Consider the following 11,935-nt stretch of genomic DNA (forward strand, 5'->3'; position numbering starts at 1 on the left):
ATAGGCGTTCGAAAGTGGGGAATTGATGTCGGAAAACCCCTTGTTTTATTGAGGTTTGAGACAGTTTCGGCCCTCTGCCCCCAACTGTTTCCAAATGTGAAACCAAGCGTCCTTGAGGATGGCACAGAAGAATTTTCTGGCCCGAAGTTAGGATTTGCTCTCAATATGCGCCTATGAATAAGGCTGCGGCAACGAGTCGCGATTGTGGTTTCGGGAGGTAGAAAATGAGTATCCAGAAAGAGCCGAGTTTCCGTGAAAGTGTTGACCTTATGTTCAACAGAGCGGTGGCGATGATGGATTTACCCCCGGGACTGGAGGAGAAGATCCGCGTCTGCAACGCGACCTATACGGTGCGTTTTGGCGTGCGTCTCAGGGGGCAAATCCAGACCTTTACAGGGTATCGCTCTGTGCACTCGGAACACAAAGAACCGGTGAAGGGGGGGATACGTTACGCCATCGGCGTCAACCAGGATGAAGTCGAGGCGCTTGCTGCGCTGATGACTTACAAGTGTGCCCTGGTCGAAGCACCGTTTGGAGGTTCGAAGGGCGGGCTGCGTATCGATCCACGTCAGTACGATGAGCACGAGTTGGAACTGATCACGCGCCGGTTCGCATATGAACTCGCCAAGCGCGACCTCATCCACCCGTCTCAGAACGTGCCTGCGCCAGATATGGGCACAGGTGAGCGCGAGATGGCCTGGATAGCAGACCAATATGCGCGGATGAACACGACCGACATCAACGCGGTGGCCTGTGTTACGGGCAAGCCGCTGAATGCGGGTGGTATTTCCGGCCGGGTCGAGGCGACAGGGCGCGGTGTTCAATACGCATTGCGAGAGTTCTTTCGCGATCCCCGTGATATGGAAAAGGCCAAGCTGACCGGTTCGCTGGATGGTAAACGGATCATCGTGCAGGGGCTTGGCAACGTGGGTTACCATGCTGCGAAGTTTCTGAGTGAAGAGGATGGGGCTCTGATCACCGGGATTATTGAGTGGGACGGGGCACTCTTCAATGAAAACGGGCTGGACGTGGATGCCGTGCGCGCATGGATTTCCAAGCACGGCGGTGTGAGTGGTTTCCCTGACGCGTTGCATACCGCCGAAGGATCGGCCGTCTTGGAAGAGGATTGCGATATCCTTATTCCTGCTGCGCTGGAAGGTGTCATCAATCTTACCAACGCCGACCGGATCAAGGCTTCGCTTATCATCGAAGCAGCGAACGGGCCGGTAACAGCCGGGGCCGACGATATCCTCCGCGAGAAGGGGGTGGTGATCATTCCCGATATGTACGCCAATGCGGGCGGTGTGACGGTGTCCTACTTTGAGTGGGTAAAGAACCTATCACACATCCGGTTTGGTCGCATGCAGCGACGCCAGGAGGAAGCGCGCCACCAGTTGGTCGTTGATGAATTGCAGAAAATTTCTGATGCGATGGGCAGCACTTACACGATGTCGGACAGTTTCAAGCAAAAGTACCTTCGCGGTGCGGACGAACTTGAACTGGTTCGGTCGGGTCTCGATGACACGATGCGCATTGCCTATCAGTCGATGCGGGACGTCTGGCACGAACGCGGTGATGTCGATGACCTCAGGACAGCAGCCTATATCGTATCAATCGACAAGGTTGCGGCGAGCTATCGTGCCAAAGGGCTATAGGTGATGACCGAGGTCGCGCTGTCTTGCAAATGCGGCACCCTGAAAGGGGTGCTGCACGATGCCTCGCCTTCAACCGGGACCCGCGTCGTATGCTACTGCAAGGATTGTCAGGCTTTCGCGCGCCACTTGGGGGCGCATGCCGTGCTTGATGCACAGGGTGGTACCGACATTTATCAGACATTGCCACGAAACCTCGAGATCACGTCGGGGGCGGAAAGCCTTGCGTGTCTGTGACTGTCGCCAAAGGGGTTGCTGCGATGGTACGCCAAGTGTTGCAACACGCCGCTTTGCAATACCTTGGCCAACCACAAGTTCTACATGGTTGGCGTACTGACCAGCACCGCAGAGGCCGGAAAAGACGCACTTGGACCAATAAGGGCGCAGGTCAACGTAAACGGAGCGATTGGTGGTGGGGTGAAATCCAAGGGCCAACTCAAGGCCGTGGTGGATATTCTATCGCGTCAACTGGGCGCTATGATCTGGAAACGGACCGAGACCCCGTTGTTTAATGACGGCGGTACCCCGGTCGTCGTGCCAGTGACTCTGAGTCTCGAAGAGCGGCGACGCGCCAGCGAAACTCCCAAACTTCCGCCTGATTTGCTCTAATCCGACAATAAGTGTCGCTCAGAGGAAAACTCGGGTCGAAAACTGCGCGGATTGTATTCGCGTGGCGTTGCAATGTTGTCGTCGGACACGTTCGGACGTGCCCAGGAATTGGTGGAGAGAGACATGCGGTTTTCCGGCCTCAAAGTCCTGAAGGAAGGGCTTACGGGTAACAAAGGGTGGCAGGCGCACTGGCGCGATGCGCAGCCCAAGTCAGAATATGATGCGATCATCATCGGGGGCGGGGGCCACGGTTTGGCAACCGCATACTATCTGGCCAAGAACCACGGCATGACCAATATTGCGGTTGTGGAGAAGGGCTATCTCGGTGGCGGCAATGTCGGCCGGAACACCACGATTGTCCGCGCGAACTATGGTCTTCCCGGGAACTCGGAATTCTATTCCCACTCCCTCAAGCTCTGGGAAGGGATGGAGCAGGACCTGAACTACAACGTAATGCATTCACAGCGTGGGATCATCAACCTGTTCCACAGTGACGGCCAGCGCGATGCTTATGCCCGCCGGGGTAATTCGATGATCAACCAGGGCGACGATGCGGTGCTGCTGGACCGCGAAGGCGTTCGCAAAATGCTGCCGTATCTCGATTTCGACAATGCTCGCTTCCCGATCTACGGCGGTCTATATCACGCGCGTGGCGGTACGGCGCGGCACGATGCGGTGGCCTGGGGCTATGCGCGTGGTGCAGATCAACGGGGCGTGGACCTGATCCAGAACTGTGAAGTCACCGGGATCGATATCGAAGGCGGTGTCGTCAAAGGGGTCCAGACCACGCGCGGGCCGATCAAGGCCAAGAAGGTCGGTATCGTTGTCGCCGGTCGGTCGAGCCAGGTGGCGGCGATGGCAGGTCGACGCCTGCCGATTGAAAGCCACGTTTTGCAAGCCTTCGTGACCGAGGGCCTGAAGCCGGTGATCGACCACGTCGTGACCTTTGGCATGGGCCACTTCTATATCAGCCAGTCCGACAAAGGCGGCCTTGTGTTTGGCGGCGACCTTGATTTCTACAGCTCCTATGCGGCGCGGGGCAACCTGCCCATGGTTGAGCATGTCATGGAAGCTGGCATGACGCTGATGCCGATGATCGGCAAGGCCAAGCTTTTGCGCAGCTGGGGCGGCATCATGGACATGTCGCCGGATGGCAGCCCGATCATCGACAAGATGGATGGGATCGACGGCCTCTTCATCAACACCGGCTGGTGCTACGGCGGCTTTAAGGCCGTGCCAGCATCCGGGTGGTGTATGGCGCACCTGATGGCGACGGAAACCCCGCATGATTACGCAAAACACCACCGTCTTGACCGTTTCCGCACCGGGCATGGCCTGATGGATGAAGAGGGCACCGGCTCTCAGCACAACCTGCACTGAGGAGGGAAGAAAAATGAGAATTACATGCCCCCTGTGCGGGGAACGCGATCGCCGGGAATTCTACTATCAGGGGGACGCTAAAATGCTGAACCGCCCCGATCCAGAGGCCGGAGATGTCGTCTGGGATGACTACCTGCACAACCGCGACAACCCTGCGGGCGTGACCCGTGATCTCTGGTACCACGAGGCCGGATGCGCCTCCTGGATCGTTGTCACACGCAACACCATCACACACGAAGTGATTTCCACTGAACTGGCCTCGAAAGTGAAGGAGGCGTCGAAATGAGGATCAATGGAAAAGGTCTCGTTGATCGCAACACGCCGCTGAGCTTTTCGTTTGACGGCAACACCTACGAAGGTTTCGCGGGGGACACTCTGGCCTCGGCGCTTCTGGCCAATGACGTCAAGATGGTCGCGCGTTCGTTCAAGTATCACCGTCCGCGTGGCATCATGGGGGCCGGCAGTGAAGAGGCGGGCGCCCTGGTCACAGTCGGGACCGGCGCGTCACAGGATCCCAACGTGCGTGCCACGATGCAGGAGCTGTACCCCGGCCTTGCTGCCAGATCGCAGAACCGCTGGCCATCGTTGAACGTGGATATTCTGAGCCTGAACGATCTTGCTGCGCCGTTTCTGGGGGCAGGTTTCTACTACAAGACATTCATGTGGCCCAAGGCGTTCTGGGAAAAGCTCTATGAGCCCGTCATCCGCCGGTCGGCGGGCATTGGTGCCCTAAGCGGGCAGGACAACGAGGATCATTACGAGAAGGCATTTGCTTTCTGCGATCTGCTTGTGATCGGGTCCGGACCTTCGGGCCTGATGGCGGCGCTGACAGCGGCGCGCGCAGGGGCTGACGTGATCCTTTGTGAGGAAGACAGCGTCATGGGCGGCCGCCTGAACGGCGAAGCCCTTGAGGTTGGCGGTATGGCTTCGCAGGCATGGGCGGTTCAGGCTCTGGCCGAACTGGCCGGCATGGACAATGTTCGTCTGATGAGCCGCACCACGGTGACGGGCGCATACGATCAGGGCACCTATGGTGCGCTGGAGCGTGTTTCGCATCACGTCGACACCCGCGGTGCCCGCCCGATTGAATGCTTCTGGCGGATCGCTGCGAAGCGGGCAATCCTTGGGGCAGGGGCCATTGAACGCCCTGTCGCCTTCCGCAACAACGACCGCCCCGGCATCATGACGGCCTCTGCCGTCCGTACCTATCTGCACCGTTATGGTGTGGCGCCGGGCCGGAGTGTTGCTGTTTTTGCCAACAACGACGATGCCCATCGCACAGCGCGTGATCTTGTCGATGCAGGCGTCCACGTGGCCGCCGTGATCGACAGCCGCCATGACGCTCCGGACGGGGATGGCTATGAGGTCATCAAGGGCGCGATGGTCTGTGATAGCGAGGGGCGCAAGGGCCTTGAGGCCGTCACCTACCGCTTGCACGACGGGCGGGAGGAAAAGCTCCAGGCCGACTGTCTGGCGATGTCTGGAGGCTGGAACCCGACTGTTCACATGACCTGTCACATGAATGGCCGTCCCGCATGGGACGAAAAAATCCAGTCGTTTGTACCAGTTGCGGGTATGGTGCCCGGTCTTGAAGCGGTTGGCGCCTGTAACGGTGCTTTCTCGACGCATGCCGCGCTTGAGCAAGGCGCGCAGGCTGCGATGACGGCGCTGGATGATCTGGGTATCAAAGGTGGGGCCGTCGATTTGCCAGAGGCAGAAGACGCCCCTTATCGGGTCAAGGCGCTCTGGGCCGTGGAAGGCAAGGGCCGTGCCTGGCTGGATTTCCAGAACGACGTGACCGTCAAGGATGTGAAGCAGGCCGCGCAGGAAAACTTCCGCTCGGTTGAACACATGAAGCGTTATACCACACAGGGCATGGCGCCGGATCAGGGCAAGAATTCGAACGTGGCCTCGCTGGCGATCCTCGCGGATGCCACCGGTCGTGGCATTCCGGAGACCGGCACCACCACCTTCCGACCGCCCTTTGTTCCGGTCGCGATTGCGGCGATGGGCGCAGGGGCGCAGGGCAAAGGGTTTGCGCCCGAGCGGTTTACCACCAGCCACAAAGCCTCGATCGAACGCGGCGCGCCGATGATCGAGGCAGGCCTTTGGTATCGCCCGAGCTATTACCCGGCGCCCGGCGAAAAGACCTGGCGGCAATCCTGTGACCGCGAGGTCAACATGGTGCGCAACGCGGTTGGTATCTGTGATGTGTCGACACTCGGCAAGATTGACCTGCAGGGGCCGGATGTTGGTGAATTCCTCGATTTCGTCTACACCAACATGTTCTCTACGCTGAAGGTTGGCCGCACGCGGTATGGCCTGATGCTGCGTGAAGACGGAACGGTCATGGATGATGGCACGACCGCGCGTCTTGGGGAAAACCACTATGTGATGACCACCACCACGGCTGCGGCTGGCGTGGTCATGCGGCATCTTGAGTATGTGCACCAGTGTCTGCGGCCTGATCTGGATGTGTCGTTCATTTCGGTCACCGAGCAATGGGCGCAATTTGCAGTTGCCGGTCCCAAATCGCGGGAGCTGCTGGACGGCCTTGTTGATGAAACCGTTGATAATGAAAACTGGCCCTTCATGGCATGCGGCGAGATTTCGGTTCAGGGTGTCAAAGGGCGTTTGTTCCGCATCTCGTTTAGTGGTGAACACGCCTACGAGATTGCGGTGCCTTCGCGCTATGGCGATAGCCTCTACCGCCTTCTCATGGCGCGGGCCGAAGCCATTGGGGGCGGTGCCTATGGTATGGAAGCCCTGAACGTGCTGCGGATCGAAAAAGGCTTTATCACCCACTCGGAAATCCATGGGCGGACCAATGCCTTTGACATCGGTATGGAGAAGATGATCAGCCAGAAGAAGGACTGTATCGGCAAGACCATGGCCGAACGTCCGGGCCTGATTGATCCGGACAGGGAACAACTCGTCGGGATAAAACCGATTGGTCCGGTCAAGCAGCTTACGGCGGGGGCGCACCTGTTCAAAGCGGGTGACGAAGCGACCCGTGTGAACGATCAGGGCTATCTCACGTCCGTAGGTTTCTCACCCACGCTTGATGGCTTCCTTGGTATTGGCTTTCTGCGCAACGGGCGCGCCCGTCATGGCGAGGAAATGCAGATGGTCGATCACCTGCGCGGTGTAACGGCGCGTGTGCAAATTTGCGATCCGGTATTCTTTGATCCTGAAGGAGGACGAGTCCGTGGCTGAATTGCTGGCTAAATCACCCTGCGACGGGCTGCTTCCGCTTTCCATTGGAGACGCGCAACTGAGCGAAGTCGACATGACTGTGTTGACATCGCTTGCGCCCTACAACGGCAAGGAAGAGGGTTTGTCAGACGCGCTCAAGGCGGCGCATGGCATGGCACTGCCGGCCGTAAATCGCGCAACCGGCAAAGAGGGCGCGCGCGCGATCTGGTTCGGGCGTGGCCATAGTTTGCTGGTTGGGCCAACGCCGAATGCGTCGCTTGCCGAACATGCGGCGCTGACGGATCAATCGGATGCCTGGTCGATCGTGCGTCTCGAAGGGGGCGATGCAGAAGACGTTCTGGCACGGCTTGTGCCTGTGGATCTGCGTCAGGCCCATTTTAAACGTGGACATACGTCGCGTACCCAATTGCAGCATATGACGATCTCGATCACGCGTGTCAGTGACACGGCTTTTCTCATCATCGCGTTCCGGTCGATGGCCAAGACATTGGTTCACGATCTCGAGACGGCGATGAAAGGGGTTGCAGCTCGACGTGCGGGCTGACATCAAGGAGGACGACTTTGTTGTCCTCCTTGAAAGGTTCGATCATGCGCGTTCTTTCCACTTTGTCTGTTGTCGCAACTCTCGTTGTCGCCTCGCCTGGTCTTGCAGATCAGCAGGCCGAGTGTGAGCTACAGGCTGCTATCGTGGATCGGGCGACCGAACTTCGTCTTGAGCGCACGAGCGAGAAAAAGGCCCTTGCAATCATGACGTCTGGGGAAGATGAGGCCGTCGCCGAGAAATATATCGGCGCGGTCCCGCATATCGTTGAGTGGATTTACTCGCTCAAACGCAAGGAACTTAAGCTAGAGCCGGGCAAGGCCTATCTTGCCAAGTGCGCCGCGCAGTAACATCGACTGCTGGACGCCCTAAGCGCCAGTTCCTATATTTCAACAATGAGCCTACCACCCGGATTCCTGGATGAACTTCGGAGCCGCACCAGCATGTCGCAGGTGGCGGGTCGCAAGGTTGTTTGGGATCAGAGGAAATCCAATCAGGGCAAGGGCGACATGTGGTCTCCGTGTCCCTTTCACCATGAAAAAACGGCGTCTTTCCATGTCGACGACCAGAAAGGCTATTACTACTGCTTTGGCTGTCACGCCAAAGGGGATGCGATTTCCTTTGTGCGTGAAACGGAAAATGTCAGTTTCATGGAGGCGGTGGAAATCCTCGCGCGTGAGGCCGGCATGCCAATGCCACAACGTGATCCACAGGCGCAGCAAAAGGCCGATCGGCGCAGCCAGCTCACCGATGTGATGGAGCAGGCCGTTCAGTTCTTCCGCCTGCAGCTAAAGACGAACGCAGGCCATGACGCGCGAGCATATCTTGAGAAGCGCGGCCTTGGTCCCGAGGCGCTGGAGCGGTGGGAAATCGGGTTTGCACCGGATGGCTGGCAAAACCTTTGGGATCACCTGACGGGCAAGAATGTTGAACCCGATCTGATCTTTGGCTGTGGTCTGGCCAAACCTTCGACCAAGGGGGGGCGGCCCTATGACACCTTCCGCAATCGTATCATGTTCCCGATCCGCGATGCGCGGGGGCGGTGTATTGCATTTGGCGGTCGGGCGATGGATCCAAACGACAACGCCAAATACCTGAACAGTCCGGAAACCGAACTGTTCGACAAGGGGCGCAGCCTTTACAACCACGGGCCCGCGCGAGAAGCGGCGGGCAAGGGCAAGACTCTTCTGGTGGCCGAAGGCTATATGGATGTGATCGCGCTTGCCGAAGCGGGCTTTGGGGCATCGGTGGCGCCGTTAGGCACGGCGGTGACCGAAAATCAGCTGGAACTGCTGTGGCGGATTTCGCCTGAGCCGGTGATTGCCTTGGACGGGGACAAGGCGGGTTTGCGGGCGGCGATGCGTCTGATTGATTTGTCATTGCCGCTTCTGGAAGCAGGCAAGAGCCTGCGCTTTGCCCTGATGCCCGAGGGCCAAGACCCGGATGATCTCATCCGCGCCAAGGGGGCTGGGGCCGTTCAGGCCGTTCTGGATCAGGCGATTCCCATGGTTGATCTGCTATGGAGACGAGAGACCGAAGACAAGGTTTTCGACAGCCCCGAGCGCCGTGCGGCGCTCGACAAGGCCTTGAAAGAAAAGATCAAGTTGATTGCGGACCCTTCAATCCGCCAGCACTATGGAGAAGCCATCAAGGAGTTGCGATGGCAGTTGTTCCGTCCGCAACGCGGCGGTGGGGGCAAGCGGTTTTCAAAGCGGAATGCCGCGCCTGCCGTGCAATCGCATACCAAGGCATCGATGCTGGCTGTGGCGGATACGTCCGTTGAGTTTCGCGTTCGCGAGGCCGTGGTTCTGGCGATTGTTTTGACCACGCCCGAACTGCTTGATGACTTCGAATACGAGATCGAAACGTTGGAATGTGCGGATGAAGACAACGCCCGCCTGCGTGATGTTCTGTTGCGGTATGCCAACACTCCTGACCCGCGTGCCGAAGTCGAGATGGCTTTGGGGCACGAAGCCGTTGAAAACTTGCTGCGGCATCCCCATGTCGCGATCACGCCTGCCGTGCGCCACCCAGGCGATATGGAAATGGCACGCCTTACCCTGAGCGAAGAACTGGCCAAAATGAAGACCGTGCGCGGGTTGCGCGCCGAGATCGCGGAGGCCGAGGAAGACATGTTCGGGTTAGCCGACGAGGCCGTCACCTGGCGCTTGGGACAGGCAGCGGAAGCCCGAAACCGCGCTGTGCAAGTGCGGCAGGAAGATGCTGCCGAATATGTGAAAGCCTCCAATGGGGTGGCTGTCGACAAGGAAGAACGCGAGAGGCTGGACGCCCTCAGGAATGCAATCGATTTCACCAGGGGCGGGCGCGGAGGGCGCCGGTAATTCACTTTGGTGAGGAACAGGTAAAGAAAAAGGGGTAAACGGGTGTGCGAATCATCAGATCGCGCTATTGATTCGGTCTAACGAATCACCGACGCCCTTCTCTGCAGGAGTACCGCATGGCCGCAAAAGATACCGACGACCGTAAGCCCGCCGATCAGGAGCCGGAAATCTCGCTCGACATGAGCCAGGCAGCCGTCAAGAAGATGATCGCCGAGGCCCGGGAGAAGGGCTACATCACCTACGATCAGCTGAACCAGGTGCTGCCGCCGGATCAGGTTAGCTCGGAGCAGATCGAAGACGTGATGTCGATGCTGTCGGAAATGGGCATCAATATCATCGAAGATGAAGACGCCGAAGAAGAAGAGCAGAAATCGACCGCGCTAGTTGATACGTCTTCGTCCAACCGCGAAGTTGCGCTTGGTTCGGGTACGACCGAAAAGCTGGATCGCACTGACGACCCAGTGCGCATGTATCTGCGCGAAATGGGGTCGGTCGAACTGCTGAGCCGTGAAGGCGAGATCGCGATTGCGAAACGGATCGAAGCCGGTCGCAACACCATGATTGCCGGTCTTTGCGAAAGTCCGCTGACCTTCCAGGCGATTACCATCTGGCGCGACGAACTTCTGTCCGAAGAGATTCTTCTGCGTGACGTGATCGATCTCGAAACCACCTTCGGCAACCAGATGGATGACGACGAGGAGGAGGAAGAGCCCGTCGTCGATACCTCAAACGTCAATGCGGCGCCCAAGAAAGATGAGGGCCCGGAACTCGACGCCGACGGCAACCCGATTGCCAAGGACGATGATGATGACGAGGACGAGCAGGCCAACATGTCGCTTGCGGCAATGGAAGCGGCCCTCAAGCCCAAGGTTCTTGAAACCCTAGATCTGATTGCCCGCGACTACGCGCTTCTGTCGGACATGCAGGATGTACGTATTTCGGCAACGCTGAACGAAGATGACACCTTCTCGGACAAGGAAGAGAAGCAGTATCAGAAACTTCGTTCGGAAATCGTTGAGCTGGTGAATGAACTCCACCTGCACAACAACCGTATCGAAGCCCTGATCGACCAGCTTTACGGCATCAACCGTCGCGTGATGCAGATCGATTCTTCGATGGTAAAACTTGCCGACCAAGCACGTATCAACCGTCGTGAGTTCATCGAAGCTTATCGCGGTCGCGAACTTGATCCCACCTGGTTGGACGATATGGGACAGAAACCCGGTCGTGGCTGGCAGATGTTCATGGAACGCTCTTCTGGCAAGGTAGAAGAACTGCGTGCGGACATGGCGCAAGTCGGTACTTATGTGGGTCTGGACATCTCGGAATTCCGTCGCATTGTTCAACAGGTCCAGAAGGGTGAGAAAGAAGCACGTCAGGCCAAGAAGGAAATGGTCGAAGCCAACCTTCGCCTCGTGATCTCGATCGCCAAGAAATACACCAATCGCGGCCTTCAGTTCCTCGACCTGATCCAGGAAGGGAACATCGGTCTGATGAAGGCGGTCGACAAGTTTGAATATCGTCGCGGCTACAAGTTCTCGACCTATGCGACCTGGTGGATCCGTCAGGCCATCACGCGCTCGATTGCCGATCAGGCGCGCACCATCCGTATTCCGGTACACATGATCGAAACGATCAACAAGTTGGTTCGGACCGGTCGCCAGATGCTGCATGAAATCGGCCGCGAACCGACGCCGGAAGAACTGGCCGAAAAGCTGCAAATGCCGCTGGAGAAGGTTCGTAAGGTGATGAAGATCGCCAAGGAGCCGATCTCGCTCGAAACGCCGATCGGGGACGAGGAAGACTCGCAACTGGGGGATTTCATCGAGGACAAGAATGCCGTGCTGCCGCTGGACAGCGCGATTCAGGAAAACCTCAAGGAAACCACGACCCGCGTGCTTGCCTCGCTCACCCCGCGTGAAGAACGCGTCCTGCGGATGCGCTTTGGCATCGGTATGAACACCGACCACACGCTGGAGGAAGTTGGCCAGCAGTTCAGCGTGACCCGCGAACGTATTCGCCAGATTGAGGCAAAGGCGCTGCGCAAGCTGAAACACCCCAGCCGGTCGCGCAAGCTGCGCAGCTTCCTGGACCAGTAAGCGAACCAAACAGTTTTTTCTTGAGGCGGTCGGTTTTCTCCGGCCGCCTCACGCTTTTGTGGCGCGTGTTGAGTTCCCTGTAGCCGAGAAGCTCCT

Annotated in this window: 8 protein-coding genes and 1 pseudogene; all 9 read left to right on the forward strand. The window is 58.2% G+C overall.

Annotated elements, in window-relative coordinates; genetic code table 11:
- Nucleotides 1-224 precede the first annotated feature (224 nt).
- Nucleotides 225-1,655 carry a Glu/Leu/Phe/Val dehydrogenase gene (locus tag NNA36_RS05030; RefSeq protein WP_255104779.1) on the forward strand — a complete coding sequence of 477 codons (1,431 nt, stop codon included), beginning with the start codon at nt 225-227 and terminating at the stop codon, nt 1,653-1,655.
- 3 nt (nt 1,656-1,658) lie between these two features.
- Nucleotides 1,659-2,261, forward strand: a pseudogene (locus NNA36_RS05035) (DUF6151 family protein).
- 123 nt (nt 2,262-2,384) lie between these two features.
- Nucleotides 2,385-3,641: a sarcosine oxidase subunit beta family protein gene (locus NNA36_RS05040; RefSeq protein ID WP_255104780.1), complete on the forward strand. Its 1,257-nt coding sequence runs from the start codon at nt 2,385-2,387 to the stop codon at nt 3,639-3,641.
- Between the two features lie 13 nt (nt 3,642-3,654).
- Nucleotides 3,655-3,927, forward strand: a complete 273-nt coding sequence (locus NNA36_RS05045) for a sarcosine oxidase subunit delta (protein ID WP_255104782.1) — start codon at nt 3,655-3,657, stop codon at nt 3,925-3,927.
- Nucleotides 3,924-6,857, forward strand: coding sequence for a sarcosine oxidase subunit alpha family protein (locus NNA36_RS05050; protein ID WP_255104784.1), 2,934 nt, complete (start codon nt 3,924-3,926; stop codon nt 6,855-6,857). Before NNA36_RS05045 ends, NNA36_RS05050 begins: the two co-directional genes overlap by 4 nt.
- Nucleotides 6,850-7,401 (forward strand): sarcosine oxidase subunit gamma, encoded by a 552-nt coding sequence (locus NNA36_RS05055; protein ID WP_255104786.1) that lies wholly within the window; start codon nt 6,850-6,852, stop codon nt 7,399-7,401. Before NNA36_RS05050 ends, NNA36_RS05055 begins: the two co-directional genes overlap by 8 nt.
- 44 nt (nt 7,402-7,445) lie before the next feature.
- Nucleotides 7,446-7,748: a hypothetical protein gene (locus NNA36_RS05060; protein WP_255104788.1), complete on the forward strand. Its 303-nt coding sequence runs from the start codon at nt 7,446-7,448 to the stop codon at nt 7,746-7,748.
- 45 nt (nt 7,749-7,793) lie between these two features.
- Nucleotides 7,794-9,740 carry a DNA primase gene (gene dnaG / locus NNA36_RS05065; protein ID WP_255104790.1) on the forward strand — a complete coding sequence of 649 codons (1,947 nt, stop codon included), beginning with the start codon at nt 7,794-7,796 and terminating at the stop codon, nt 9,738-9,740.
- Between the two features lie 116 nt (nt 9,741-9,856).
- Nucleotides 9,857-11,839, forward strand: coding sequence for an RNA polymerase sigma factor RpoD (rpoD, locus tag NNA36_RS05070; protein WP_255104793.1), 1,983 nt, complete (start codon nt 9,857-9,859; stop codon nt 11,837-11,839).
- Nucleotides 11,840-11,935 lie beyond the last annotated feature (96 nt).

This window comes from Shimia sp. CNT1-13L.2, assembly GCF_024331145.1.
In the GTDB taxonomy this organism is placed as follows: domain Bacteria; phylum Pseudomonadota; class Alphaproteobacteria; order Rhodobacterales; family Rhodobacteraceae; genus Shimia.

Coding starts and splice junctions, on each gene's coding strand:
- rpoD (WP_255104793.1), top strand. CDS start 9,857: ATGGCCGCAAAAGATACCGACGACCGTAAGCCCGCCGATCAGGAGCCG.
- NNA36_RS05060 (WP_255104788.1), top strand. CDS start 7,446: ATGCGCGTTCTTTCCACTTTGTCTGTTGTCGCAACTCTCGTTGTCGCC.
- NNA36_RS05030 (WP_255104779.1), top strand. CDS start 225: ATGAGTATCCAGAAAGAGCCGAGTTTCCGTGAAAGTGTTGACCTTATG.
- NNA36_RS05040 (WP_255104780.1), top strand. CDS start 2,385: ATGCGGTTTTCCGGCCTCAAAGTCCTGAAGGAAGGGCTTACGGGTAAC.
- dnaG (WP_255104790.1), top strand. CDS start 7,794: ATGAGCCTACCACCCGGATTCCTGGATGAACTTCGGAGCCGCACCAGC.
- NNA36_RS05050 (WP_255104784.1), top strand. CDS start 3,924: ATGAGGATCAATGGAAAAGGTCTCGTTGATCGCAACACGCCGCTGAGC.
- NNA36_RS05045 (WP_255104782.1), top strand. CDS start 3,655: ATGAGAATTACATGCCCCCTGTGCGGGGAACGCGATCGCCGGGAATTC.